Annotated in this window: 26 protein-coding genes; 6 read left to right on the top strand and 20 right to left on the bottom strand. The window is 70.4% G+C overall.

Annotated features, from left to right (window positions below):
- Positions 1-3: 3 nt before the first annotated feature.
- A complete protein-coding gene (aac(3), locus tag ABD343_RS11190; protein ID WP_344526766.1) occupies positions 4-861 on the bottom strand; it encodes an aminoglycoside 3-N-acetyltransferase in 858 nt (285 codons plus the stop codon).
- Between the two features lie 156 nt (positions 862-1017).
- Between aac(3) and ABD343_RS11195 the strand changes: the two genes are divergently transcribed.
- The 6 genes from ABD343_RS11195 (at position 1018) to ABD343_RS11220 (ending at position 7574) form a co-directional block, all read left to right on the top strand.
- The gene (locus tag ABD343_RS11195; RefSeq protein WP_344526768.1) at positions 1018-1956 is read left to right on the top strand and encodes an AEC family transporter; all 939 of its coding nucleotides are present in this window, start codon (positions 1018-1020) and stop codon (positions 1954-1956) included.
- Positions 1957-2744: 788 nt separating this feature from the next.
- A complete protein-coding gene (locus ABD343_RS11200) occupies positions 2745-2951 on the top strand; it encodes a DUF5708 family protein (RefSeq protein WP_344526770.1) in 207 nt (68 codons plus the stop codon).
- 35 nt (positions 2952-2986) lie between these two features.
- On the top strand, positions 2987-4204 hold the full coding sequence (locus ABD343_RS11205) for a sensor histidine kinase (protein WP_344526772.1): 1218 nt from the start codon (positions 2987-2989) through the stop codon (positions 4202-4204).
- On the top strand, positions 4201-4905 hold the full coding sequence (locus ABD343_RS11210; RefSeq protein WP_344526774.1) for a response regulator: 705 nt from the start codon (positions 4201-4203) through the stop codon (positions 4903-4905). The genes ABD343_RS11205 and ABD343_RS11210 overlap by 4 nt, the downstream gene beginning before the upstream one ends.
- Before the next feature lie 294 nt (positions 4906-5199).
- Positions 5200-6981, top strand: a complete 1782-nt coding sequence (locus ABD343_RS11215; protein ID WP_344528500.1) for a glycosyl hydrolase family 18 protein — start codon at positions 5200-5202, stop codon at positions 6979-6981.
- 101 nt (positions 6982-7082) lie between these two features.
- Positions 7083-7574, top strand: a complete 492-nt coding sequence (locus tag ABD343_RS11220) for a methylated-DNA--[protein]-cysteine S-methyltransferase (protein WP_344526776.1) — start codon at positions 7083-7085, stop codon at positions 7572-7574.
- Between the two features lie 8 nt (positions 7575-7582).
- On the opposite strand, the gene ABD343_RS11225 is transcribed toward ABD343_RS11220, so the two are convergent.
- The 19 genes from ABD343_RS11225 to thrB all read right to left on the bottom strand — a co-directional run bounded on the left by ABD343_RS11225 (position 7583) and on the right by thrB (position 26555).
- Complete coding sequence (locus ABD343_RS11225; protein WP_344526778.1) at positions 7583-8047, bottom strand: DUF2550 domain-containing protein; 465 nt, start codon at positions 8045-8047, stop codon at positions 7583-7585.
- Positions 8048-8171: 124 nt separating this feature from the next.
- Entirely contained in the window at positions 8172-8555 is a 384-nt protein-coding gene (locus ABD343_RS11230; RefSeq protein WP_344526780.1) for a F0F1 ATP synthase subunit epsilon, read from the bottom strand.
- Positions 8556-8641: 86 nt separating this feature from the next.
- Positions 8642-10096: a F0F1 ATP synthase subunit beta gene (gene atpD / locus ABD343_RS11235; protein WP_344526782.1), complete on the bottom strand. Its 1455-nt coding sequence runs from the start codon at positions 10094-10096 to the stop codon at positions 8642-8644.
- A gap of 2 nt (positions 10097-10098) precedes the next feature.
- A complete protein-coding gene (locus tag ABD343_RS11240; RefSeq protein ID WP_344526784.1) occupies positions 10099-11043 on the bottom strand; it encodes a F0F1 ATP synthase subunit gamma in 945 nt (314 codons plus the stop codon).
- Positions 11044-11045: 2 nt separating this feature from the next.
- Positions 11046-12617, bottom strand: a complete 1572-nt coding sequence (atpA, locus tag ABD343_RS11245; protein ID WP_344526786.1) for a F0F1 ATP synthase subunit alpha — start codon at positions 12615-12617, stop codon at positions 11046-11048.
- 141 nt (positions 12618-12758) lie between these two features.
- Complete coding sequence (locus ABD343_RS11250) at positions 12759-13574, bottom strand: F0F1 ATP synthase subunit delta (RefSeq protein WP_344526788.1); 816 nt, start codon at positions 13572-13574, stop codon at positions 12759-12761.
- A complete protein-coding gene (locus tag ABD343_RS11255) occupies positions 13571-14119 on the bottom strand; it encodes a F0F1 ATP synthase subunit B (protein ID WP_344528502.1) in 549 nt (182 codons plus the stop codon). The genes ABD343_RS11250 and ABD343_RS11255 overlap by 4 nt, the downstream gene beginning before the upstream one ends.
- Before the next feature lie 60 nt (positions 14120-14179).
- Positions 14180-14422, bottom strand: coding sequence for an ATP synthase F0 subunit C (gene atpE, locus ABD343_RS11260; protein WP_344526790.1), 243 nt, complete (start codon positions 14420-14422; stop codon positions 14180-14182).
- A 77-nt stretch (positions 14423-14499) separates the two neighbouring features.
- Positions 14500-15327, bottom strand: coding sequence for a F0F1 ATP synthase subunit A (atpB, locus tag ABD343_RS11265; protein WP_344526792.1), 828 nt, complete (start codon positions 15325-15327; stop codon positions 14500-14502).
- Between the two features lie 249 nt (positions 15328-15576).
- Positions 15577-16020, bottom strand: coding sequence for a Cg1360 family ATP-synthase-associated protein (locus ABD343_RS11270; RefSeq protein WP_344526794.1), 444 nt, complete (start codon positions 16018-16020; stop codon positions 15577-15579).
- Between the two features lie 271 nt (positions 16021-16291).
- Entirely contained in the window at positions 16292-17671 is a 1380-nt protein-coding gene (locus tag ABD343_RS11275; RefSeq protein WP_344526796.1) for an MraY family glycosyltransferase, read from the bottom strand.
- Positions 17672-17749: 78 nt separating this feature from the next.
- A complete protein-coding gene (locus ABD343_RS11280; RefSeq protein WP_344526798.1) occupies positions 17750-18412 on the bottom strand; it encodes an arsenate reductase/protein-tyrosine-phosphatase family protein in 663 nt (220 codons plus the stop codon).
- Between the two features lie 46 nt (positions 18413-18458).
- The gene (locus tag ABD343_RS11285) at positions 18459-19106 is read right to left on the bottom strand and encodes an L-threonylcarbamoyladenylate synthase (protein ID WP_344526800.1); all 648 of its coding nucleotides are present in this window, start codon (positions 19104-19106) and stop codon (positions 18459-18461) included.
- Positions 19107-19952, bottom strand: a complete 846-nt coding sequence (prmC, locus tag ABD343_RS11290) for a peptide chain release factor N(5)-glutamine methyltransferase (protein WP_344526802.1) — start codon at positions 19950-19952, stop codon at positions 19107-19109.
- A gap of 55 nt (positions 19953-20007) precedes the next feature.
- Positions 20008-21078: a peptide chain release factor 1 gene (gene prfA / locus ABD343_RS11295; protein WP_344526804.1), complete on the bottom strand. Its 1071-nt coding sequence runs from the start codon at positions 21076-21078 to the stop codon at positions 20008-20010.
- Positions 21079-21178: 100 nt separating this feature from the next.
- A complete protein-coding gene (rpmE, locus tag ABD343_RS11300; protein ID WP_344526806.1) occupies positions 21179-21403 on the bottom strand; it encodes a 50S ribosomal protein L31 in 225 nt (74 codons plus the stop codon).
- Positions 21404-21523: 120 nt separating this feature from the next.
- On the bottom strand, positions 21524-22729 hold the full coding sequence (locus ABD343_RS11305) for an LCP family protein (RefSeq protein ID WP_344526808.1): 1206 nt from the start codon (positions 22727-22729) through the stop codon (positions 21524-21526).
- 383 nt (positions 22730-23112) lie between these two features.
- Complete coding sequence (rho, locus tag ABD343_RS11310; protein WP_344526810.1) at positions 23113-25197, bottom strand: transcription termination factor Rho; 2085 nt, start codon at positions 25195-25197, stop codon at positions 23113-23115.
- 401 nt (positions 25198-25598) lie between these two features.
- Positions 25599-26555, bottom strand: coding sequence for a homoserine kinase (thrB, locus tag ABD343_RS11315; protein ID WP_344526812.1), 957 nt, complete (start codon positions 26553-26555; stop codon positions 25599-25601).
- Positions 26556-26637 lie beyond the last annotated feature (82 nt).

Genomic DNA, 26637 nt, shown 5'->3' on the forward strand with positions numbered 1-26637 from the left:
CCCTCAGGCCCTGAACACCCGCTCGATCCAGTCGACACCGAAGCGGACGGTCCCGGCCGCGTCGAAAAGGTGGCTCTCCGCCGCGCCCACCCGCCCGCGCGCGCCGAGGCCCGCCGCGAGCGCGTCGCGCGCGATGACGGCGAACGGCCACTCGCCGTCCGGCACCGCGTCCAGCGCCTCGTAGTCGAACGCGCCGTCCTCGGAGTCGATGTCGCGGAAGCGGCGCCAGACCCGCCGCCCGGCCTCGTCCCGCACCGGCTGCTCGTACTCGACCCAGCGCTTGCCCGGCGCCTCGGCCAGCGCCTCCGCGTGGTGCAGGAGCGTCATGCTGTCCAGGGGCGCGCCCAGCAGCAGCACGCGCCCGCCCTTTTCGGCCAGCCGCGCGAGCGGGGTGCCGGGGCCGTGCGGATGGTCCCAGGGGTGCTCGGCCGTCAGCTCCTCCGCGTCCGCGCCGACCGCGACGAAGCTGACGTCCGGGTGCTTGCTGCGCACCGCACCGGGCCAGCGGCGCAGGGCCTCGGGCAGCCGCCCGTTCTCGTGGTCGGCCTCGCTCACCGCCGGGTCGAACGCCGGGTGTTCGGCCCGGACGGCCGCCTGCCACTCCTCGGGCCAGGTCGTCCACTCGTAGGGCGGGGCGTCGTTCCAGCCCGCGTAGGCCATCAGCGTGCCGCGCGGGCCCACGACGTCCTGGAGCGCGGAGATGACGGTGGGCGCTCCGCCCGCGACGTACCCGAGCGCGGACATCCGGGTGTGGAACATGACGAGGTCTCCCTCGCCCAGGCCCAGTTCCCGCAGGTCCGCCGCGATCCGGCCGCGGGTCACCGGCCCGCCCGAGCGCTTCAGCAGCTCCAGCTCGTCCATCCTCGCCCCTTCTCCCGGCCCCGGCCCGCCTCTTCCGCGCGTCGCACGCGAGCGGAGAATCGTCAGCGTACGCGGCCGTTCCGGCCCTCCCCCAGCGATTTAGGAGCACGCCCTGCACCCCGGCATATCCCCCTCAGCGCGCCCGCTGGAGCGACCGTGGGCGGAGTGATCACCGGCTTCGCGGTCATCGCGACGGTCATCGCGACCGGCTACCTTCTCGGCCGCTACGAGCTGCTCGGCGCCAACGGCCGCCAGGTGCTCACCAATCTCGCGTTCCACGTCGCCACCCCGGCCCTGCTCTTCGAGACCCTCGCCACCACCGACCTGCGTGCCATCGGCTCGGGCCCGCTGCTGATCACCGCGCTCAGCACCCTGTCGGCCGCCGGGGCCTTCGTCGCCGTGGCGGCCGTACGCCGCTGGCCCGTCGGGCAGTCCACGGTCGGCGCCCTGTGCGCGAGCTACGTCAACGCCGGGAACCTCGGCATCCCCATCGCCGCCTACGTGCTCGGGGACGCCTCGCTCGTCGCGCCCGTCCTGCTGCTCCAGCAGCTCGTGATCGGGCCGTGCGCGCTGACCGTCCTCGACCTGTCGGCGTCGGGGCCGAAGGAGGAGGAGTCCGGGGGACGCCGCGTACTGCGTCTGCTCACCACGCCGTTCCGCAACCCGGTGGTGATCGGCGCGCTCTCCGGCGTCGCCGTCTCGGCGAGCGGGCTGGAGCCGCCGGGGCCCGTGCTGGAGCCCTTCGAGCTGGTCGGCGGGATGTCGGTGCCGGCCGTGCTGCTCGCGTTCGGCATCTCGCTGCGCGGCAGCGCCGCCCCGGCACGCGGCCCCGAGCGCGTCCCGGTGCTGCTCTCCGTCGGCCTGAAGACCGTGGGGCAGCCCGCGGTGGCGTGGGCGCTCGGGGCCGGGGCGTTCGGGCTGTCGGGCACGGCGCTGCTGACGGTCGTGGTGACCTCAGCGCTTCCCGCGGCCCAGAACCTGTTCACGTACGCCTCGCGCTATGGAACGGGCGTCCGGCTGGCCCGCGAGGCGGTCCTGCTCTCGACCTTCCTCTCCGTGCCCGTACTGCTGGCCGTGGCCGCGCTGCTCGGGTGAGGAGGAGAGCCCGGGAGAGGGGTCCTTCTTCGGCCACAGCGTGTAGCTCAGCGCGATGACCAGGCTGATGACGACGACCGCGCCCATCCGGACCTGCCAGCCCCGCAGGGACTCGCTCTGGGCGCCGTCGCCGACGTACCAGGCCGCGCACTGGAGGAGCCCCGCGGCGATGGCGGCGGCGCCGACCGAGCGGGCGCACAGCTTCCACTCGTGCACGGCACGCGCCATCCCGTAGCGCGGCGGCCTGGGCGGGCGGGGGCCCTTGAGGAAGCGGTGCACGAAGTGGCCGTCGGCCCACTTCACCATGTAGTGGCCGTAGGTGACGCTGAAGCCGATGTAGACGGCGGCGAGGCCGTGCTTGAAGTCGGGCTCGGCGCCGTTCTTGAGGTCGATCGCGGTGACGACGAGGAGCAGGACCTCCAGCAGCGGCTCGCAGAGCAGCACGGCCGCGCCGGTGCGCGGCATCCGTGCGACGTAGCGCAGCGCGAGCCCCGCGGCGAGGAGCACCCAGAAGCCCACCTCGCAGATGATGATCAGCGTGACGATCACGGGGATGCCCCTTTCCGGTACGTGCGCCGCGGTACGTGATTCCGGTACGTGCGCTCCGACCCCCTCAGCTTCACCCGCGCCCCCCTGGCCGCACGTCGTCGGCCGTGACGATTCCCCGGCGCCCCGTGCTGCATCGAAAGATGCAGTGCCCGCTCCCCCGGCTTCCTCCCGCAGGCCGAAGATCCGCCTCCGCGCCCCGCATAGCCTCGGTGGGGAACTCGGCGGAAGGGAGCGTGAGCGTGGTGTCGGAGGCAGTGAAGAGGACCGTGGAGGGGACGGTCCTGCTGGCCGTGGGGCTGCCGCTGTGGCTGTTCGCGGACGGGATCGAGACCCCCGTCGTCACGCTGACCAAGGCCGGGCTCGTGCTCGCCGTGATCGGCGCCGTGACGCTGCTGGGCGCCGCCTGGTCGGCCGTGCGGAATCCGGGGGCCGCCGGGCGCCCCTGAGCGCCCCGGCCCATGACCCGTGCTGAGATGGAGCCATGCCCGTACGCCGCTTCGGCCGCCCGCACCGTGACGACTGGCTCGTCGCGTGCGCCGGGCTGGCCGGCGGGCTCTTCCTGTGGTCCTTCGACCTCTACAACTCGCCGAAGCTGGCCCCGGAGCACCGCTGGCTGACGCTGCTGCCGCTCGCCGCGCTGTGCCTCGCGGTGCTGGGGCGGCGGACCGCGCAGCCGTGGGCACTGCTGCTGGCGATCCCGGCGATGGTCGCGGACCAGGTGATGGGCTCGCTGCTGGCGACGCTGCTGCTCTTCACGGACGTGGTGTACGCGGCGGTGCTCTACGGCTCGGCGCGGCTGGGCCGGATCGTCCTCCCCGGCTCGGTGATCTTCACCGTCGCGGCGACCGTGACGGCCGTCGCCACCTTCCGCGACCCGAAGGCGCTGCTCCTCGGCGCCATCGCGGGCGGCGTCACGGTGGCCCCGGCCTGGACGGGCGCCATCCTGCGCAACCACAAGGACCAGGCGGCGGCCGAGCGGCTGCGGGCCGAACAGACCGCGCTGCTGGCCGAGATGGACCGTACGCAGGCGATCAACGCGGAGCGCTCGCGGATGGCCCGCGAGCTGCACGACGTCGTCGCCAACCACCTGTCCGCCATCGCCATCCACTCCACCGCCGCGCTCTCCCTCCAGGACGCGGGGACGACGACGCGCGACGCGCTCGGCGTGATCCGGGAGAACAGCGTCCAGGGCCTGGCCGAAATGCGCCGCCTCATCGGCCTGTTGCGGGACGCGGAGGCCGCCGAGGAGTCCCCGGCGACGCCCTCCCTGGACGGCGTCGAGGCCCTGCTCGACCGGGCGCGCGCGGCGTCCGACGGGCTGGAGTTCACGCTGAGCGACGAGCGGGAGGGGACGCAGGTGCCCGCGCCGGTCGAACTCGCGGCGTACCGCGTGGTGCAGGAGGCGGTCACCAACGCGCTCAAGCACGCGTCGCCCGGCCCCGTCACCCTCGGGCTCGCCCTTACGGACGAGGGCAGGGCGCTCGCCATCCACGTCACCAGCCCCCTCGCCGGGCACGACGACGGCCCCCGCGCGCCCGGGTCGGGTGCGGGGCTGATCGGCATGCGCGAGCGCGTGGAGCTGCTGCGGGGCACGCTGACGACGGGCCCCGCGACGGCGGCGGACGGGGCGAAGATCTGGGAGGTGCGGGCCGTGCTGCCCGTACGGGAGCGGGACGAGGAGAGGGAGCGCGACAGGTGAACGGGTCAGCGGAGGGAGCGGACGGGCCGGGCGTCACGGACGGCATCCGCGTCGTCGTCGCCGAGGACCAGCGGTCCGTACGCGCGGGGCTGGTGCTGATCCTGCGGGGCGCGTCCCCGCGCATCGAGGTCGTCGGCGAGGCGGGCGACGGCGAGGAGGCGGTCCGCCTCGCGCGGGAACTGCGGCCCGACGTCGTGCTGATGGACATCCAGATGCCGCGCGTGGACGGGGTGACGGCGACCCGGACGATCACCGCCGAGGGCCTCGCGGACGTGCTGGTGCTCACCACCTTCGACCTGGACGAGTACGTGTTCGGGGCGCTGCGCGCGGGCGCCTCGGGCTTCCTGCTCAAGGACAGCGAGGCGGCGACGGTGGTCGAGGCGGTCCGTACGGTCGCGCGCGGCGAGGGCATGATCGCCCCGGCGGTGACCCGGCGGCTGATCGCCGAGTTCGCGGGGGCGCACACGTCGCCCGTACGGTCGGCCGACGCGCCTGCTGGGCTGCGGGACCTCACCCGGCGCGAGCGCGAGGTCCTCGGCTGCGTCGGCGAGGGGCTGTCGAACGCCGAGATCGCGGCGCGGCTGTCGATGGCGGAGGCGACCGTGAAGACGCACGTCAGCAGGCTGCTGACCAAGCTGGAGCTGCGCAGCCGCACGCAGGCGGCGATCCTCGCGCAGGAGCTGGGCATCGCGGCTCCCTGACGGACCCACCCGGCCCCCATTTGGTCCAGACCTATTGACCGAGTGGTACAGACCACTTAATCTCCCGCTCACTGCGGTGAGCGTGGCCCCACACGTGCTCGCAAGGCGGCGCAGGTCCTTCCCGTTTCTTCAGGATCCCCTGCGGGATCTTCCCCTGGATCGAGGAGCACCCCCGTGAGATCTGCAACCGCACCACTCGTCAGCCGACTACGGAAGTTGAGACACGCCCGACGCAAATCCCTGGCCTCCGCTCTGGCGCTCGCGCTCTCGTTCGGCCTCCTCACCGGCGTCGGCATGGCGGCCTCCCCCGACAAGCGCGAGGCCGACGGCGCGGACGGCGCCAAGGCCGCGGCCACCGCGACGGCCACGTACACCAAGGTCTCCGACTGGGGATCCGGCTTCGAGGGCAAGTGGACGCTCAAGAACACCGGCTCCGCCCCCATCAACGGCTGGACCGTCGAGTGGACCTTCCCCTCCGACACCAAGGTGACCTCGTCCTGGGACGCGACGGTCACCAACTCCGGCACCACCTGGACCGCCAAGGACAAGGGCTGGAACGGCACCCTGGCCCCCGGTGCCTCCGTCTCCTTCGGCTTCAACGGCACCGGCGGCGGCGCCGCGACGAACTGCAAGCTCAACGGCGCCTCCTGCGACGGCACCCAGCCCGGTGACGCACTGCCCTCGGCCCCCGGCACCCCGGCCGCGAGCGACATCACCGACACGAGCGTGAAGCTCTCCTGGAGCGCGGCCACCGACGACAAGGGCGTCAAGAACTACGACGTCCTGCGCGACGGCGCCAAGGTCGCCACCGTCGAGGGCCTCACGTACACCGACACCGGCCTGACCAAGGGCACCGACTACGCGTACACGGTCCGCGCCCGCGACACCGCCGACCAGGTCGGCCCGACGAGCGGCGTGCGCCAGGTCCGTACGACCGGCGGCGGCGACCCCGAACCGCCGGGCGACAAGGTGAAGCTGGGCTACTTCACCAACTGGGGTGTCTACCAGCGCAATTACCACGTCAAGAACCTGGTGACGTCCGGCTCGGCGGAGAAGATCACCCACATCAACTACGCCTTCGGCAACGTCCAGGGCGGCAAGTGCACCATCGGCGACGCCTACGCCGACTACGACAAGGCCTACACCGCCGACCAGTCCGTCGACGGCAAGGCCGACACCTGGGACCAGCCCCTGCGCGGCAACTTCAACCAGCTCCGCAAGCTCAAGCAGAAGTACCCGCACATCAAGATTCTGTACTCCTTCGGCGGCTGGACCTGGTCCGGCGGCTTCGGCGAGGCCATGAAGAACCCGGCCGCGTTCGCCGACTCCTGCTACAAGCTGGTCGAGGACCCGCGCTGGGCGGACGTCTTCGACGGCATCGACCTCGACTGGGAGTACCCCAACGCCTGCGGCCTGACCTGCGACACCAGCGGCCCGGCCGTCATGAAGGACATGATGAAGGCGTTCCGCGACCGGTTCGGCTCCAACAACCTGGTCACCGCCGCGATCACCGCCGACGCCTCGCCCGACGGCAAGATCGACAAGGCGGACTACGGCGGCGCCGCCCAGTACACCGACTGGTACAACGTGATGACGTACGACTTCTTCGGCGCCTGGGACGCGAAGGGCCCGACGGCCCCGCACTCCCCGCTGACCTCGTACCCCGGCATCCCGAAGCAGGACTTCAACTCCGACTCCGCGATCAAGAAACTCAAGGCCAAGGGCGTCCCCGCGAAGAAGCTGCTGCTCGGCATCGGCTTCTACGGCCGCGGCTGGACCGGCGTCACCCAGAAGGAACCCGGCGGCACGGCCACGGGCCCGGCACCCGGCAAGTACGAGCAGGGCATCGAGGACTACAAGGACCTCAAGGACCGCTGCCCGTCCAACGGAACGGTCGGGGGCACGGCCTACGCCCACTGCGGCAACCAGTGGTGGAGCTACGACACCCCCGCCACGATCGGCGGCAAGATGAACTACGCCAAGCAGCAGGGCCTCGGCGGCAGCTTCTTCTGGGAGTTCAGCGGCGACACCGCGAACGGTGAGCTGATGACCGCGATCAACAACGGTCTGAAGTAGCCCTCCCCGTCCCCGGCTCTCCGGCTCCCCCGCTCCCCGGCTCTCCGGTTGATGTCGCATTTCCGCCAGCGACCCGGCTCGCGGAGCGCCAGTCTTGAACCATGCGCACGCACACCACGATCGACAGCCCCACCGGCCCCCTCACCCTGGTCGCCGACGAGAACGGCGCCCTGACCGGCGTCTACATGGAGAATCAGCGCCACCGCCCGCCCCAGGAGACCTTCGGCCACCCGGACCCGGAGCCCTTCGCCGAAGCGGTCGCGCAGCTCCGCGAGTACTTCGCCGGGGAGCGGCGCGAATTCACCGTCCCGCTCGCCCTCGACGGCACCCCGTTCCAGCGCACCGTATGGCAGGCGCTGTGCGAGATCCCGTACGGCGAGACCGTCTCCTACGGGCAGCTCGCCGAGCGCCTCGGCAAGCCGAACGCGTCCCGCGCGGTGGGCCTCGCGAACGGCAAGAACCCCGTCAGCATCATCGTCCCCTGCCACCGCGTCGTCGGCGCCAACGGATCCCTCACCGGCTACGGCGGCGGGCTCGGCCGCAAGCGCCAGCTCCTGGACTTCGAGCGGGGAGTGCTGCCCGTGCTCGTCTGAGTCCGCGCCTACGCCACGTTCACCCGCTGGCCCGGAGGCGCCGCCTCCAGCCACGCGAGGAAGCCCGTCAGCGCGTCCTCGCTCAGCGCCAGCTCGACCCGTGTCCGCTCGTCCCCGCTGCCCACCGCGCAGGCGAGCACGACCGCGTCGGACAGCAGCGCCTGCTCCTCCTCGCCCCGGGGGGCACGGCGCTCCAGGACCTCGATGGCCCCGCGCACCAGTTGGCGGCGGGGCCTGAGAGCGTACGAGAAGACGCGGAACCATTCGATACGGTCACCGTTGTAGCGCGCGATGCCGTACGCCCATCCTTTGCCGGTGGGCTCGGCCGCCTCGGCGGCGGGCACGGCCCAGCGCAGGTTGCAGTCGAACGTTCCGCCGGACCGCTGGATGAGCCGACGCCGCACCCCGAAGGCGAACAGCCCCGCCACCCCCAGCAGGACGACCGCGCCGCACAGCAGCAGAGCGAGGACCATCTTCACCGACCTCCTCGCTCACTCATCGCACTCGCATCTGTATGGCTTCAGCCGCGGACGGTCCCGGAGGAATTCCGGGACCACCCGCGGCTGAGTGTGGTCATGGCGTCATGCGCCGAAGACGTCAGCGCACGGCCGTCACCGCTCGCAGCCGGACGTCGGCCCGCTTCTCCGCCTCGGCGTCCGCCTTGGACTTGGCCACCTCCAGCGCACGCTCGGCGCGCTCGACATCGATCTCGTCCGTCAGCTCCGCCACCTCCGCGAGCAGCGAGAGCTGGTTGTCCGCGAAGGAGATGAAGCCGCCGTGCACGGCGGCGACGACGGTGCCGCCACCGCTCTCGCCGGTCGTACGGATGGTGACCGGGCCGGACTCCAGCACACCGAGCAGCGGCTGGTGGCCGGGCATGACACCGATATCACCCGACGAGGTGCGCGCGACGACCAGGCTGGCCTCGCCCGACCAGACCTTGCGGTCGGCGGCGACCAACTCGACGTGCAGCTCAGCCACTGTGGCTCCTCAGACTGGGATGGGAAAAGGATACGGGGTGCGGAGCGGGCGCGTGCCCCGAAGCACGCGCCCACCGCTGAACGGCGTCAGGAGACGCCCAGCTCCTTGGCCTTGGCCTTCAGGTCCTCCAGGCCACCGCACATGAAGAACGCCTGCTCCGGGAAGTGGTCGAACTCACCGTCGGCGATCGCGTTGAACGCGGCGATCGACTCGTCCAGCGGAACGTCGGAGCCGTCCATGCCGGTGAACTGCTTCGCCGCGTGGGTGTTCTGCGACAGGAAGCGCTCGATACGGCGGGCGCGCGACACCGTGAGCTTGTCCTCCTCGGACAGCTCGTCGATACCGAGGATCGAGATGATGTCCTGGAGGTCCTTGTACTTCTGCAGGATCCCCTTGACGCGCTCGGCGCAGTCGTAGTGCTCCTTGGACACGAAGCGCGGGTCCAGGATGCGGGACGTCGAGTCCAGCGGGTCCACCGCCGGGTAGATGCCCTTCTCCGAGATCGGCCGGGAGAGGACCGTCGTCGCGTCGAGGTGCGCGAAGGTCGTCGCCGGGGCGGGGTCGGTGAGGTCGTCCGCGGGCACGTAGATCGCCTGCATCGAGGTGATCGAGTGACCGCGGGTCGAGGTGATGCGCTCCTGGAGCACACCCATCTCGTCCGCCAGGTTCGGCTGGTAGCCCACCGCGGAGGGCATGCGGCCCAGCAGCGTGGAGACCTCGGAACCGGCCTGCGTGAAGCGGAAGATGTTGTCGATGAAGAACAGCACGTCCTGCTGCTGCACGTCACGGAAGTACTCGGCCATGGTCAGACCGGCCAGCGCGACCCGGAGACGGGTGCCCGGCGGCTCGTCCATCTGGCCGTAGACCAGCGCGGTCTGCGGGAGCACGCCCGACTCGTCCATCTCCGCGATGAGGTCGTTGCCCTCACGCGTACGCTCGCCGACGCCGGCGAACACGGAAACGCCCTCGTGCAGCTTGGCCACACGCATGATCATTTCCTGGATGAGGACGGTCTTGCCGACGCCCGCGCCGCCGAACAGACCGATCTTGCCGCCCTTGACGTACGGGGTCAGCAGGTCGACGACCTTCAGGCCGGTCTCGAACATCTCGGTCTTGGACTCGAGCTGGTCGAAGGCCGGGGCCTTGCGGTGGATGGGCCAGCGCTCGGTGATCTCGGACTCGGCCTCGGGCTCGTTCAGGATCTTGCCGAGGGTGTTGAACACCCGGCCCTTGGTGACGTCGCCGACCGGGACGGTGATGCCCTCGCCGGTGTCGACCACGGGGGCCTGACGGACCAGGCCGTCGGTGGGCTCCATGGAGATGGCGCGGACCAGGCCCTCGCCGAGGTGCTGCGCGACCTCCAGCGTCAGGGTCTTCTTCTTGCCGTCCTCGGCCGGGTCGGCGACCTCGACGTGCAGCGCGTTGTAGATCTCCGGCATCGCGTCGACGGGGAACTCCACGTCGACGACCGGGCCGATGACCCGCGCGACGCGGCCAGTGGCCACGCCAGCAGCAGAGGTCGTCTCAACTGTGGTGGTCATGATTAGCGGTCACTCCCCGCGTTAGCGTCAGCCAGCGCGCTCGCGCCACCGACGATCTCGCTGATTTCCTGGGTGATGTCGGCCTGGCGGGCCGCGTTGGCAAGCCGCGTGAGCGACTTGATGAGTTCTTCGGCGTTGTCCGTCGCGGACTTCATCGCCCGGCGCGTGGCGGCGTGCTTGGAGGCAGCCGCCTGGAGCAGGGCGTTGTAGATCCGGGACTCGACGTACCGCGGCAGCAGGGCGTCCAGCACGTCCTCGGCCGAGGGCTCGAAGTCGTACAGCGGCATGATCTCGGGGCCGTTCTTGATGGCGCCCTTGATGACCTCGGCCGACTCCTCCGCGCTCTTGCTGAAGCTGAGCGGCAGCATCCGGTTGTCCACCGGCGTCTGCGTCATCATCGAGATGAACTCGGTGTAGACGATGTGCAGCTCGTCCACGCCGTCCGCGGCACCGGTGTCCGCCTGGATCGCCTCGATCAGCGGCCCGGCGACGGCCTTGGCGTCCGCGTACGTCGGCTCGTCCGTGAAGCCCGTCCACGACTGCTTGACCGCGCGCTCGCGGAAGCGGTAGTAGGACACGCCCTTGGAGCCCACGATGTAGTTGACGACCTGCTTGCCCTCGCCGATCAGCCGGTTGCTGAGCTGCTCGGCCGCCTTGATGGCGTTCGAGTTGTAGCCGCCCGCGAGGCCGCGGTCGCTCGTGACGAGCAGCACGGCGGCCCGCGTCGGGCGCTCCACCTCGGTGGTGAGCGGGTGCTGGGTGTCAGACCCCTGCGCCACGGCGGTGACCGCGCGGGTCAGCTCCGTCGCGTACGGCTCGGAGGCCGCCACCCTGCGCTGCGCCTTGACGATGCGCGAGGCGGCGATCATCTCCATCGCCCTGGTGATCTTCTTGGTCGCAGTGACGGACTTGATCCGCCGCTTGTAGACCCTGAGCTGGGCACCCATGCTCAGTCCTCGCCCAGCAGCTTGCCGTCGGAGGTCTCGAACTGGGACTTGAACTTGTCGACGGCCTCGCTCAGGGAGGCGATCGTGTCGTCGGACATCTTGCCGCCCTCGCGGATGCCGGTCAGCAGGCCCGCGTGCTCGCGGTGCATGTAGTCCAGCAGCTCGCGCTCGAAGCGGCGGACGTCCTGGACCGGGACGTCGTCCATCTTGCCGTTGGTGCCGGACCAGACGGAGACGACCTGGTCCTCGGTGGCGAACGGGTCGTACTGCGGCTGCTTCAGCAGCTCGACCATCCGCTTGCCGCGCTCCAGGGCGGACTTCGAGGCGTCGTCCAGGTCGGAACCGAAGGCGGCGAACGCCTCCAGCTCGCGGTACTGCGCCAGGTTCACGCGGAGCGAACCGGTGATCTGCCGGATCGCCCGGTGCTGGGCCGAACCACCCACACGGGAGACGGAGATACCGACGTTCAGCGCCGGGCGCTGGCCCGCGTTGAACAGGTCGGACTCCAGGAAGCACTGGCCGTCGGTGATGGAGATGACGTTGGTCGGAATGAACGCCGACACGTCGTTCGCCTTGGTCTCGACGATCGGGAGGCCGGTCATCGAGCCCTTGCCCATCTCGTCGGAGAGCTTCGCGCAGCGCTCCAGCAGCCGGGAGTGCAGGTAGAAGACGTCGCCCGGGTAGGCCTCACGGCCCGGCGGGCGGCGCAGCAGCAGGGAGACGGCGCGGTACGCGTCGGCCTGCTTGGAGAGGTCGTCGAAGACGACGAGGACGTGCTTGCCCTGGTACATCCAGTGCTGGCCAATGGCCGAGCCGGTGTAGGGGGCGATGTACTTGAAGCCGGCCGGGTCGGACGCGGGGGCCGCGACGATCGTCGTGTACTCCAGCGCGCCGGCCTCCTCCAGGGCGCCGCGCACGGACGCGATGGTGGAGCCCTTCTGGCCCACGGCGACGTAGATGCAGCGGACCTGCTTGTCCGGGTCGCCCGAGCGCCAGTTGTCCCGCTGGTTGATGATCGTGTCGACGCACAGCGCGGTCTTGCCGGTCTGGCGGTCGCCGATGACGAGCTGACGCTGGCCGCGGCCGATCGGCGTCATGGTGTCGACGGCCTTGTAGCCGGTCTCCATCGGCTCGTGCACGGACTTGCGCTGCATGACCGTGGGGGCCTGGAGTTCGAGGGCGCGGCGGCCCTCGGACTCGATCTCGCCGAGGCCGTCGATCGGGGCACCCAGAGGGTCCACGACGCGGCCGAGGTAGCCGTCGCCGACGGGGACGGACAGGACCTCACCGGTACGCGTGACCGGCTGGCCCTCCTCGATGCCGCTGAACTCACCGAGAACGACCGCGCCGACCTCGCGCTCCTCAAGGTTGAGGGCGAGGCCGAGGGTGCCGTCCTCGAACTTCAGCAGCTCGTTCGCCATGGCCGAGGGCAGCCCCTCGACCTTCGCGATGCCGTCACCGGCAACGCTGACCGTACCGACCTCTTCGCGCGAGGCCGCGTCCGGCGTGTACGACTGGACAAAGTTCTCCAGCGCGTCCCGGATCTCATCCGGCCGGATCGTGAGCTCCGCCATCTGGGTTCCCTGCTCTCCTTGTTGGGCCCGTAAAACTTTCGGGGGACTGGGGGTCGTCCCCCAGAAGATTGCCGTGTACGGCCCAACCCGGGCCGCTGTCGTGCTTGTTCAGTTGGTGAGTCGACGGCGCCGCCGCCGGGGTCAGCTCGCCATCCGACGCTGCGCGTCTCCGATGCGGTCGGCCACGGAGCCGTTGATGACCTCGTCGCCGATCCGGACCGTGATCCCGCCGAGAACCTCGGGGTCCACATCGAGGTTCAGGTGAACCTTGCGCCCGTACATCTTGGCCAGCGCGTCGCCGAGGCGCTGCCGCTGCCGGTCGCTGAGCGGCACCGCCGAGGTGACGACCGCGACAGAACGGTTGCGCCGCTCCGCCGCCAGCTTGGAGAGGGCTTCGAGCCCACCCTCCAGGCTACGTCCCCGCGACTGACCGACAAGGCGCGTCACGAGCCGCTCGCTGGCGGGCCGCGCCTTGCCGCCGAGCAGCGAGTGCAGCAGCGTCCGCTTCGCCTCGACCGTGGCCGTACGGCTGGACAGCGCGGCGCGCAGCTCGGGCGAGGAGGAGACGGTCCGGGAGAACCGGAACAGCTCGTCCTCGACATCGTCCAGCGAGCCGTCCCGCTCGGCCGCGACGAGGTCGGCGGTGTCCGCCAGCTCCTCGACCGCGTCGACCAGGTCGCGCGGCGAGGACCAGCGCGAGCGGACCATACCGGAGACCAGGTCGACGGTCTCGCCGCCGACCTGCCCGCCGAGCACGCTCCGCACGAGCTCCGCCTTGCGCTCGCCCTCCTGCGCCGGGTCGGTGAGGACCCGGCGCAGCGACACCTCGCGGTCGAGCAGCGTCGTCACCGATGCCAGCTCGTCCGCGAGGGCCGCCGCGTCGACCGGCGTGGAGTCGGTCAGCGCGGTCAGTGCCTCGCGTGCGCTGAGCAGCGCCTCACGGCTCGCTCCGTTCATCGGGCGGCCCCGCTGACTCCGCCGGTCTCGGCCTTCTCTTCCAGCTCGTCGAGGAACCGGTCGATGGTGCGGCTCTGCCGGGCGTGGTCCTCCAGCGACTCGCCGACGAGCTTGCCGGCGAGCTCGGTGGCGAGCTTGCCCACGTCCTGGCGGAGCGTCTGCGCCGCCTGCTTGCGGTCGGCCTCGATCTGGCTGTGGCCGGCGGCGATGATCTCCTCACGCTGCCGCTGGCCCTCCGCGCGCATCTCGGCGATCAGCGCGGCGCCCTGCTCCTGGGCCTCGGACCGGAGCCGTGCCGCCTCGTGGCGGGCCTCGGCGAGCTGGTCCTTGTACTGCTGGAGTACCTCGGACGCTTCCTGCTGGGCCGCCTCGGCCTTCTCGATGCCGCCTTCGATGGCTTCACGGCGCTCGTCCAGAACCTTGTTGATGTTCGGGAGGAGCTTCTTCCACAGGAAGAAGAAGACGATGGCGAAAGCGATCAGGCCGATGACGAGCTCTGGGATCGGCGGAACGAGCGGGTTCTGCGGAACCTCGGTCTCCGCCATGTGTACCAGGGCGTTCACGTCAGTGCCTTCCGTCGGAAAATGGGTGGTTCGCTCGATAGGTCAGGAACGGAAAACGAAGCCCATGACGATGCCGATGAGGGCCAGCGCCTCACAGAAGGCGAAGCCGAGAATCTGGTTCTGACGGATCAGACCGGCGGCCTCGGGCTGACGGGCGAGGGCCTGGGTGCCGTTACCGAAAACGATGCCGACGCCGATGCCGGGGCCGATGGCGGCCAGGCCGTAGCCGATGGAGCCGAGGTTGCCGGTGACGCCTTCAGCAGCAAGGGACTGGAGAGCGGACATGCCGTTTCTTCCTTCTCTTTCATGGACCGGTGGGGGTTGGCCACCGGACGAGTGGGGTCTGACGGGAGCCGGGGGGCTCAGTGTTCCTCCGCGAGCGCGCCCTGGAGGTAGGTGCAGGTCAGCAGGACGAAGACGTACGCCTGGATCACCTGGATGAACAGCTCGAAGGCGATCATCACGACCGTCATCAGGAACGAGACGGCGGAGAAGGCGATCCCGATGCCGTTCAGCATGTACCAGCTCGCGATGGTGAAGAGCACCACCAGCATGTGGCCGGCGAACATGTTCGCGAAGAGCCGCACCGCGTGGGTGAAGGGGCGGATCAGGAGGTTCGAGAAGAACTCGATCACCATGACCAGCGGAAGAACCTTGCCCAGCGACTTGTCGTAGCCGGTGAAGTTCTTGAAGGCGCCCACGAAACCGTGGCGCTTGAAGGTGAGGCCGACCCAGAGGACGTAGACGAGCAGCGCCAGGCCGAGCGGGATCGAGAAGATCGAGGTGACCGGGAACTGGGCGAGCGGGATGACCGACCAGAGGTTCATCACCCAGACGAAGAAGAAGAGCGCGACGACGAGGGGGACGTACTTCTCGCCCTCCTTCTTGCCGAGCGTCTCGTAGACCACCCCGCGGCGGATGAAGTCGTAACCCGCCTCGCCGACCATCTGGACCTTGCCCGGCACGAGCCTGGGCTTGTTGAAGGCGGCCCAGAAGAACCACACGATGGCGATCGTGCCGACCAGGGCGAGCAGCATCGGCTTGTTGAAGTCGAAGCCGCCGACGCTGAACATCGGCTCGAAGACGAACGAGTGGAGCCCGGGAGCTTCAAAACCGCAGCCGTCGAAGATGTGGCAGTCGGTCTTGAAGGCGAGCATCTGGTCAGCACTCACCGTGAGCTCCTTCTGCATGGCGCATGAATACGGCTACCTCGTTGTGTCGGCACGGCGTGCTGCCGCGGAACGGCACTGGTCTTGTGGTCGTGCGAAGTCTGACGAATCGGGGGGCGGCGGCTGTCAGAGAGCGGGATTGTCCGTTCCGTCCCGAGGAACGTGAAATCCCAGGCGTCCCCGCATGCGGCGCCGCAGTTGGAACCGGACGATAGCAGTTGCTCGAACGAGCGCTTATCCCGCCCCTACGAGTCCCCGGGGTTCCTGCCGTCACGAATTCGCCCCAGAGGCGGCGGCCTGCTTGTCGCCCCCCGCGGCGGACTCGGGTTCCACATACATGATCTTGGCCTTCATATGGGCCCGGCCCTGCGAGGTCACCCAGATCACGGTCGCGCCGAGCAGGGTGAAGGCGAAGGTCTTCGTATCGAAGAGCGTGGTGTCCTGGAAAACCACCACCACGACGAGAAGGAGGAGGATCTGCACGGTGTACAGCAGCAGGCCCATCGCCTGAAAGAGGTGCGGGAACGACTTGGCCGTCCGCTGGAGCACATAAAGGCCCATCCCCATGAAGAGGATCACCACGAGCGCTCCGGCCGCCGCGCCAATCGCTCCCTTACCGCCTGCGAACACGCCGCTGAGCACGGCGGCCACGACACCTGAGACGGCGGTCGGGACGGCGCAGTGCAGCAGCATGCGAGCGTCGTTCGACTGCATGGGGGTGCTCCGGAGAATTGGGGGTTCGTCTGTCGTCGATGACGAGCGTATCCCCGGCATTGAGGACATACCTCCCGCCGAAGGGCCGGGTCAGCGTGGCCTTTCGGTGGGTCACCGGGTTTCGTGAACGGTATCACAAACTATTTGATGAGGTCTTTACCTACTCCGTGTGCTGCCCGTCACACGGAGGAGTTGGAACATGTGCATCGGGCTGACGGCCGAAGCGATGTCTGGTATGGGCGACTTGGTCCGGCCGTCGCGATGTCCCGTGTCACCGACGGCTGTTGATCTTCTTCGGCCTGTTGAAGTGCTGCCGCGCCCCGATCGCCGTGGCCCCGTGGAGCCCCGCGAGGGCGGGCTCGGGCTCCTCTGCGGCGCCCTCCCCGGAGTCCCCCGCGTCCCCCGCTCCCTCGCCCTTCTCACGGTCCTCGCGCCCCTCGGCGGTCCCGGAGGTCCCGTCGGCGGAGGACGGCCGCACACGCTCCGGACGCCGGTACCGGGGCGGCACCAGCGCGTACGCCCAGCGGGGCACCCGCGGGGTGAAGCGCGGCAGCAGCAGGATGACGAGCCCGGCCGCGCTCAGCAGCACGATCGTGAGGACGATCACGAGGCTGGAGGACTGCACCGAGAAGGCGACGGCGCCGAAGGCGATCAGCGCCGCCCAGAAGTACATGATCAGCACCGCGCGGCTGTGGGAGTGGCCGATCTCCAGCAGCCGGTGGTGCAGATGCCCCCGGTCGGCGGCGAACGGCGAACGCCCGTTCCAGGTCCGGCGGACGATCGCGAGGACCAGGTCCGCGAAGGGCACCGCGATGATCGTCAGCGGCAGCAGCAGCGGCATGTAGAGCGGGATGCTCATGTGGACGGCGCCGCGCACCGAACCCGCGTTCTCGGCGAGCAGGTCGGGGTCGACCTGGCCGGTGATCGAGACCGCGCCCGCGGCGAGCACCAGGCCGATCAGCATCGAGCCGGAGTCGCCCATGAAGATCCGCGCCGGGTGCATGTTGTGCGGCAGGAAGCCCAGGCACATGCCCATCAGGACGGCCGCGAAGAGGGTGGCGGGGGCGGCGCCCTCGAACCCGTACCCGTACCACATCCGGTAGGCGTACATGAAGAACGCGATCGAGGCGATGCAGACCATGCCGGCCGCGAGGCCGTCGAGGCCGTCCACGAAGTTCACCGCGTTGATGGTGATCACCACCAGCGCGACGGTCAGCAGGGTGCCCTGGAGCGGGGTGAGCGCGACATGGCCCACACCCGGCACCGGCAGCCACAGGATCGTGAGGCCCTGCAGCACCATCACGCCCGCGGCGATCATCTGCGCCCCGAGCTTGACCAGCGCGTCCACGCCCCACTTGTCGTCGAGGACGCCGATGATCCAGATCAGCCCGGCGCCCGAGAGCAGGGCCCGAGGTTCATCGGAAAGGGTGAACAGCTCTCCGATGTTGGTGAGTTGCGAAGCCACCAGCAGGCCCGCGCAGAGCCCGAGGAACATCGCGATGCCGCCCAGCCGGGGTGTCGGCTCACGGTGCACGTCGCGGGCTCGCACGGGAGGCGCGGCGCCCGCCGCGATGGCGAACTTCCGCACCGGCCCGGTCAGCAGATAGGTGACCGCGGCCGTGACGCACAGCGTCAGCAGGTACTCCCGCACGGGCTCCCCAGGGGTCTCGGTGATCCAGCCAGCAATTCCGGGCTCACAGCCTAAGACACGCCCCCGTGTCCGCCGGTTCTACGTGTGGGCGGGAACACCCGTCAAGGCCGTCACCACGGGATCGAGCGCCCGGCTGATCTCGTCCCCGACGCTGCGGAAGTACGGGATCGGCGCCCCGTACGGGTCGTAGATCTCGTCCGCCTCCGGGCTGGGCGCCAGCAGCCAGCCGCGCAGCGCGGCCGCCGCCTGCACGAGGGCCTGCGCCCGCTCCACCACGCCCTCGGCGCTCCGCGGCGCGGGCAGCGTCGCGGGGTCTATCGCGCGGACCAGCCGCGTGAACTCCTTGAGGGTGAACGTGCGCAGCCCGGCCGAGTGCCCCATCGAGATGACCTGCGCGCGGTGGTCACGCGTCGCGGTCAGCACGAGGTCGGCCCGGATGACGTGCTCGTCCAGCAGCTCGCGCCCCCGGAAGCCGTCGGCGTCGGCGCCGCGCTCCAGGAGCACCGCGACGGCGTTCTCCTCCATCGGGGCGCCCTCGTGGCCCCAGGTCCCCGCGCTCTCCACGAGGAGGCCGCCCATGCGCGCGTCGCCGAGCCGCTCCGCCAGGGCATGACGGGAGAGCCGCTCGGTGATCGGCGAGCGGCAGACGTTGCCGGTCGAGACGTGGAGGATACGGAACGCGCCATCGGCGCCGCTTATGCCGTCGGACTCCGCTGAACCACGCCCTTGAGGGGCAGTCACTGCGGAAAGCCCCCGGCGTGTCGTCCCCGTACGAGCGCGCGCGGCGTCACGAGGCCACCTCCAGGTCGGGTACGACCTCGCGGAGTTCCTCGGCGCTCAGCGCGCCCGCGCGCAGCAGCACCGGCACCTTCGACGTCACGTCGACGATCGACGAGGGCAGCGCGTCCGGCGTCGGCCCGCCGTCGAGGTAGACGGCGACGGACTCGCCGAGCATCTCCTGCGCCGCGTCACAGGTCTGCGGGGCCGGGTGGCCGGTGAGGTTCGCCGAGGAGACGGCCATCGGGCCGAACTCGGAGAGCAGCTCGATCGCGACGGGGTGCAGCGGCATCCGCACGGCCACCGTGCCCCGCGTCTCGCCCAGGTCCCAGGTGAGCGACGGCTGGTGCTTGGCGACCAGCGTCAGCGCGCCCGGCCAGAAGGCGTCGACAAGCTCCCAGGCCATCTCGGAGAAGTCCGTGACGAGCCCGTGCAGGGTGTTCGGCGAGCCGATGAGGACGGGCGAGGGCATGCCGCGCCCGCGGCCCTTGGCCTCCAGCAGGTCGCCCACGGCGTCCGGACTGAAGGCGTCGGCCCCGATGCCGTAGACGGTGTCGGTCGGGAGCACGACCAGTTCGCCGCGGCGGACGGCCGAAGTGGCCTCGCGCAGGCCGGTCTTGCGGTCGGTCGCGTCGGAGCAGTCGTATCGCCGTGCCATTTACGGCACCTCCCTGCGTGCTGTGGCAAAACGGGGCCGGTTGTTCAGGTCGGGGTGGTCGGCGGCGTCGGCCCAGCCGCGGTCCTCGGTGAAGATCCACGGCACCTGTCCGCCCTGGGTGTCGGCGTGCTCGATGACGACGACGCCGCCGGGGCGCAGCAGCCGGTGGGCCGCGCGCTCCAGACCGCGGATGGTGTCGAGGCCGTCCTCGCCGGAGAAGAGCGCGAGCTGCGGGTCGTGGTCGCGGGCCTCGGGAGCCACATACTCCCACTCGGTGAGCGGGATGTAGGGCGGATTGGAGATCACGAGGTCGACCTGGCCGTCCAGCTCCGTGAGGGCCGTGAGCGCGTCGCCGTGGTGCAGCGTGACGCGGGAGCCCTCGACGTTCTTACGGGCCCAGCCGTACGCCCCGTCGTCCAGCTCGACCGCGTGCACACGGGAGCGGGGGACCTCCTGCGCGAGGGCGAGCGCGATGGCGCCCGAGCCCGTGCACAGGTCGACGATGAGCGGCTCGGCCACGTCCATCGCACGTACGGCGTCTATGGCCCAGCCGACCACGGACTCGGTCTCGGGGCGCGGCACGAAGACCCCCGGGCCGACCTGGAGTTCGAGGTAGCGGAAGAAGGCGCGCCCGGTGATGTGCTGGAGCGGCTCGCGGGCCTCGCGGCGGGCCACGGCCTCCCAGTAGCGCGCGTCGAAGTCGGCGTCCGCGACGCGGTGCAGTTCGCCGCGCTTGACGCCGTGCACGAACGCGGCGAGCTCCTCCGCGTCGAAGCGCGGGGAGGGCACTCCCGCGTCGGCGAGCCGCTGCGTGGCCTGCGCCACCTCGGCGAGCAGCACGTTCATGGGTCGTCTCTCCGTCTCACAGCCGTCTCAAGCCGTCTGCCGTCTCACTGCCGGGTCACTGCGCGGCGGCCAGCTTGGCGGCGGAGTCCGCGTCGACGCACGCCTGGATCACCGGGTCCAACTCGCCGTCGAGCACCTGGTCGAGGTTGTACGCCTTGAAGCCGACGCGGTGGTCGGAGATCCGGTTCTCCGGGAAGTTGTACGTGCGCACGCGCTCGGACCTGTCGACCGTGCGGACCTGACTGCGGCGGGCGTCCGAGGCCTCCTTCTCGGCCTCCTCCTGCGCCGCGGCCAGCAGCCGGGCGCGCAGGATGCGCAGGGCCTGCTCCTTGTTCTGGAGCTGGCTCTTCTCGTTCTGGCAGGAGACGACGATGCCGGTGGGCTCGTGGGTGATGCGGACCGCGGAGTCGGTCGTGTTCACGGACTGGCCGCCGGGCCCGGACGAGCGGTAGACGTCGATACGGAGATCGTTGGGGTTGATCTCGACGTCGACGTCCTCGGCCTCGGGGAGGACCAGCACGCCGGCCGCGGAGGTGTGGATCCGGCCCTGCGACTCGGTCGCGGGCACGCGCTGCACGCGGTGCACCCCGCCCTCGTACTTCAGCCGGGCCCAGACGCCCTGACCGGGCTCGGCGCCGCCCTTCATCTTCACGGCGACCTGCACGTCCTTGTAGCCGCCGAGGTCCGACTCGTTGGACTCGATCAGCTCGGTCTTCCAGCCGTGCCGCTCGGCGTAGCGCAGGTACATGCGCAGCAGGTCGCCCGCGAAGAGGGCGGACTCGTCGCCGCCCTCGCCCGCCTTGATCTCCAGGATGACGTCCTTGTCGTCGCTGGGGTCGCGCGGGACGAGCAGCAGACGCAGCTTCTCGGTCAGCTCCTCGCGGCGCCGCTCCAGGTCCTTGACCTCGTCGGCGAAGTCGGGGTCCTCGGCGGCCAGTTCGCGGGCCGTGCCGATGTCGTCCCCGGTCCGCTTCCACTCGCGGTACGCGGCGATGATCGGGGTCAGCTCGGCGTAACGCTTGTTGAGCCTGCGCGCGCCCGCCTGGTCGGCGTGGATCGCGGGGTCGGCGAGCTGCTTTTCGAGGTCGGCGTGCTCGCCGATGAGTTCCTCGACCGCCTCGAACATCGATGAGTCCCTTACATGGAGGTGTGGGCCGGAGAAGCACCAAAAGCGCCGGCCGGACCGCCCGGGGCACGGGCGGCCGCGGACCGGCGCTGCGGGGTCGCTACTTCTTGGCGGCGGTGGCGTTCTTGCCGAAGCGGGCCTCGAAGCGGGCCACACGGCCACCGGTGTCGAGGATCTTCTGCTTGCCGGTGTAGAAGGGGTGGCAGGCGGAGCAGATGTCGGCGCGGATGGAACCGCTGCTGATGGTGCTCCGGGTGGTGAACTCGTTGCCACAGGTGCAGCTCACCTGGGTTTCGAAGTACTCCGGGTGGATGTCGCGCTTCAAGGTCACTCCTAGGTTCGGGAGGGCGCCGGGTCGGGAGACGGGTTGTCCCCCGTGAACCGGGGCCGACGGTCCAGTTTGCCACTGGTGGCCGTACCCCCCAAAACCGGGGGCCGGCGAGATCTATTCCCCGGCCGTCCCCGCGGCCCGGCCCGCCTCGCCTGCCTGGCCCTTGGCCTGGCCCTTCTGCCGGACGACGCCCCCTATGTCGGTCTTGTCACCCGCCGATCCCTTGGTCGCCGACTTCGGTATCGGCTTGTCGGCCTTGACCGCCGCCCACACCTTCTTCGTCTTGGCGTCGAGGGGCACCACGCGGTTCGGGTTCGCCGGGTCGTACTGCACGGGCAGCGTCGTCATCTGGATGTCGTCCGACTTGATGCCCTTGAGCATCTTCGCCAGGCCCGTCAGCTCGCTGACCGAGTCCAGCTCGGAGTCCGTGGTGATGGCCGACGTGGCGGTGTCCGCCAGGTCGTAGAGCCGCTTGGGGTTGCCGAACAGGCCGATGCTGTTGACCTGGTCCATCAGGGCCTTGATGAACGCCTGCTGGAGCTGGATGCGGCCCAGGTCGCTGCCGTCGCCGACGCCGTGCCGGGTACGGACGAGGCCGAGGGACTGCTCCCCGTTGAGCCGGTGGGTGCCGGCCTTCAGGTTCAGGTGGCTGTCCTTGTCCTTGATGGGCTTGGCCGTCGTCATCTTCACGCCGCCGAGCGTGTTGATGAGCTTCTTGAAGCCCGTGAAATCGACCTCGATGTAGTGGTCCATACGGACGCCGGAGAGCGACTCGACGGTCTTGACTGCGCAGGCCGGGCCCCCGACCTCGTAGGCCGTGTTGAACATGGCGCGCTGCGCGGCGATCTTCTGCCCCTTGGGGGTGGCGCTGCTGTCCCCGTCGCTCTCGCAGCTCGGGCGCTCGATGAGGGTGTCCCTGGGTATGGAGACGACGCTGGCCTTCGAGTGGTCCTCGTTGACGTGGACGACCATCGCGGTGTCGGAGCGGGAGCCGCCCCCGTCGCTGCCGTACTTCGCGTTCGCGCCCTCACGGCTGTCGGAGCCGAGGACGAGGATGTCCATGGAGCCGTTGGGTATGTCCTCGGGGCGGTCGGTGCCGAGGGCGGCGTTGATGTCGACGCCGTCGATGTTGCCGTTGAGCTTGAAGTAGACGAAGCCGAGGCTGCCACCGCCGAGCACGACGGCCCCCGCGACCGTCCACGCGGCGACGCGCATCGCGCGCTGGCGGCCGCTGCGCGGCCTGCGACGGCGGCCCGTGGCGCGTATGCCCCGGGCGCGGCGCTCGGCCGCTGTATCGCCGTCCTTGCTCTCGCCCGCCATCTTCACTTCCCTCTGTCCTGCCGAATGCTGCGCTCTTCGGTAACGCATGGCTGTGTTGTCTGGTGTGGACGCTGTGCTTCGCGGAAGGGTTGCACACCGTGTCACCAGGGCGCGTAAACCATGCTCTGCGGGACGGAGGCCGCCTCACGGGGCCGCTGAATCCTTGTCGTCCCGTTCTACCTGCGACGACGTACCCCTGCCTGGTGGACCGACACCGTTTGGGGGAGGCAACTGTCTGTGGTCAAGCTCTCAACAGCCACAGGGGTCCCGGCACACACGGCGAGGGCCGCCCCACCGTGCGTGGTGGGACGGCCCTCGCCGCGTGATCCGAACGGGTGACGAACGGCTCCTTCCGGACCCGTCAGTCGCCGGCAGGGGGCTGCTCAGTCCCCGCCGTTCCCCGGAGCCGGGGTCGTCTTCTGGATCTGGAGCAGGAACTCGGCGTTCGACTTCGTCTGCTTCATCTTGTCCAGGAGCAGCTCGACGGCCTGCTGCTGGTCCAGGGCGTGGAGCACCCGGCGCAGCTTCCAGACGATCTGGAGCTCCTCGTTCGCCATGAGGATCTCTTCCTTACGGGTGCTGGACGCGTCGACGTCCACCGCCGGGAAGATCCGCTTGTCCGAGAGCTTCCGGTCGAGCTTCAGCTCCATGTTGCCGGTGCCCTTGAACTCCTCGAAGATCACCTCGTCCATCCGGGAGCCGGTCTCGACCAGCGCGGTGGCGATGATGGTGAGCGAGCCGCCGTCCTCGATGTTCCGCGCGGCGCCGAAGAACTTCTTCGGCGGGTAGAGCGCGGTCGAGTCGACACCGCCGGACAGGATGCGCCCGGAGGCCGGGGCCGCCAGGTTGTACGCACGGCCCAGACGGGTGATGGAGTCGAGCAGCACGACGACGTCGTGGCCCAGCTCGACGAGCCGCTTGGCCCGCTCGATGGCCAGCTCGGCGACCGTGGTGTGGTCCTCGGCCGGGCGGTCGAAGGTCGAGGAGATGACCTCGCCCTTGACCGACCGCTGCATGTCGGTGACCTCTTCCGGACGCTCGTCGACAAGGACGACCATCAGGTGGCACTCGGGGTTGTTGTGCGTGATCGCGTTGGCGATGGCCTGCATGATCATGGTCTTGCCGGTCTTCGGCGGGGCCACGATCAGACCGCGCTGCCCCTTGCCGATGGGCGAGACCAGGTCGATGATCCGGGTCGTCAGCGCGCCCGGCTCGGTCTCCAGGCGCAGCCGCTCCTGCGGGTAGAGCGGGGTGAGCTTCTGGAACTCGGGGCGGGCCTTGCCGCCCTCCGGCGCCATGCCGTTGACGGAGTCCAGGCGGACCAGCGCGTTGAACTTCTCGCGCCGCTCCCCCTCGCGCGGCTGGCGCACGGCGCCGGTGACGTGGTCGCCCTTGCGCAGGCCGTTCTTACGGACCTGGGCGAGCGAGACGTACACGTCGTTCGGCCCCGGCAGGTAGCCGGACGTACGGACGAACGCGTAGTTGTCGAGGATGTCCAGGATGCCCGCGACGGGGATCAGGACGTCGTCCTCGGCGATCTGCGGCTCGCCGCCGAAGTCCTCGCGGCCGCGCCGGCCGCGACGGTCCCGGTAACGGCCCCGGCGCCCGCGGCGGCCGCCGCCGTCGTCGTCGAAGTCGTCACGACCGTCCCGGCGGTTGTTGCCGCCGCCCTGGCCCTGGCCCTGGCTCTGGCCGCCACCGCCCTGCTGGCCGCCACCGTCGTTGTTCTTGTTGCGGTTGCGGTCGCGGTCACGGTCGCGCTGGCGGTCGCGCTTGTTCTGGCGGTCCTGCTGCTTGCCGCCGTCCTGGCCCTGGCCGCCCTTGTTCTCGCCGCGGTCGGCCTTGGCGTCCTTGCTGTCCTTGCCGTCCTGCTTCGCGGCGTCGGTGCGCCCCTCGGCGGTGTCGGCGGCGGCCGCGGCGTCGGACTTGCCGCGCCGCGCGCGGCCCTCACCGGCCGGGCGCTCCTCGCCCTCGTGCTGGCCGGGGATCTCGATCTGCTGCTGGGCGCCGTCGCCCGCGGACTCGTCCCGCTCGCCGGTGCGCGCCTTGGACGTCGCGCGGCGCTTCGGCTTGGTCTCTGCGGTGTCCGCGGTCTCGGCGGCCTTCGCCGCCTTCGAGTCCTTGGATTCCTTGGCGTCCTTGGCGTCCTTGCTGTCGGCGGACGACTTGGCGGTCTTGGCTGCCTTGGCGGCAGGTGCGGAGTCGGACGAACTCCCGCCCGCCTGGCGCTCCTTGATGACCTCGATCAACTGGCTCTTGCGCATCCGCGCGGTGCCCTTGATACCGAGGCCGGAGGCGACCTGCTGGAGTTCGGCCAGAACCATGCCCTCAAGCCCCGTGCCGGAGCGCCGACGCCTGGGTGCGGCACCGGAGGCAGTCGAAGCGGAAGCGTCCGTAGCAGCGGGCGCCGCGGCACCGTCGGCTGCGGTATCGGCGTTCACGCCCATCAGATCGGTGGTGTCGCTCACGAAGGGTCCTTCCCTGGAGCGGACGTCGGCCAGTCTGGCTCGGCGACCGGTTGTGCTGTCCGGCTAGAGTCCTGTGCTCGCGGACCTGACCGGGGCGGTGGTCCCGCCTGGATGTACGGCGGGGAGATCAGTACGTGGGTTCGGCGTGAAACGTAGACAAGGGTGTCCTTCACGTCGGCTCCGGAGCGTGCTCTGCGCTGCCCGGTAGTGATCCAAGCAGTGTGGGAGGCTCCTGGGAGAAGAGGTGGTCCCTACTGGGCCTGCCAGGGGAACACTCATGCACTGCACTCTTCGAGCCGCCACCGTCTTCCGCGTGGGACCCACGAGACTGCGAGTGCAGACTTGAGGTTAACACTACCGGATCCAACAAACATTCCCCCTCTCGAAGACCGGCAATCGACTCACTGGGGCGTGCGGCCGCCCGCCCCCTCCGTACCGCCCGTGCTGAGCGGCAGGACACTCGCCCCCGCGGCGTCGAGGGCGAACCGGTTGGCGGTCCAGCCCTCCCCCGCCAGCCGGGACACCTTGTCGGCCTCGCCGCTGTCGGCGGCCAGGGCCAGCACCGTCGGCCCGGCACCGGAGATGACCGCGGGGACGCCGTCCGCACGCAGACGGTTGACCAGCTCGGCACTCTCCGTCATCGCCGGGGCCCGGTACTCCTGGTGCAGCCGGTCCTCCGTGGCGGCCAGCAGCAGCTCGGGGCGCCTGGTCAGGGCCTCTACGAGCAGCGCGGCACGGCCCGCGTTGAAGGCCGCGTCGACGTGCGGGACCGTGCGGGGCAGCAGGCCGCGCGCGGTCTGGGTGAGCAGGGGCTGCGCGGGCACGAAGACCACCGGGACGAGGGAATCCGCCGGGTCCATCCTGATCGCGCGGGCGGCCCCGGCGTCCGTCCAGGCCAGGGTGAAGCCGCCGAGCAGGCACGCGGCGACGTTGTCGGGGTGGCCCTCGATCTCGGTGGCCAGCTCCAGCAGGGCCGTGTCGTCGAGCCGGGCCTCGCCGCCCGTGGTCACGGCCCGCGCCGCCATCACGCCGGCGCAGATGGCGGCGGAGGAGGAGCCGAGGCCACGGCCGTGCGGAATGCGGTTCGCGCAGACGACCTCCAGGCCGCGGGGCTGGCCCCCGAGCAGGTCGAACGCGGTGCGCAGGGAGCGTACGAGCAGGTGGCTCTCGTCGCGGGGGAGGCTCTCTGCGCCCTCTCCCGCGATGTCGACGTGCAGTCCGGAGTCGGCGACACGGACGACCACGTCGTCGTAGAGTCCCAGCGCCAGGCCCAGGGCGTCGAACCCGGGGCCGAGGTTGGCGCTGGTGGCGGGGACGCGCACACGGACGGCGGCGGCGCGGAACGCGGGACCGGCCATCTCTCGATGACTCTCCTTGCTTTGGTTGCGGCAGCACCCCTCGAACCGCGGCAGCGCGCCGGACCGGTCACGACTCTCGGCA

This window comes from Streptomyces albiaxialis, from assembly GCF_039530985.1.
GTDB classification, from domain to species: domain Bacteria; phylum Actinomycetota; class Actinomycetes; order Streptomycetales; family Streptomycetaceae; genus Streptomyces; species Streptomyces albiaxialis.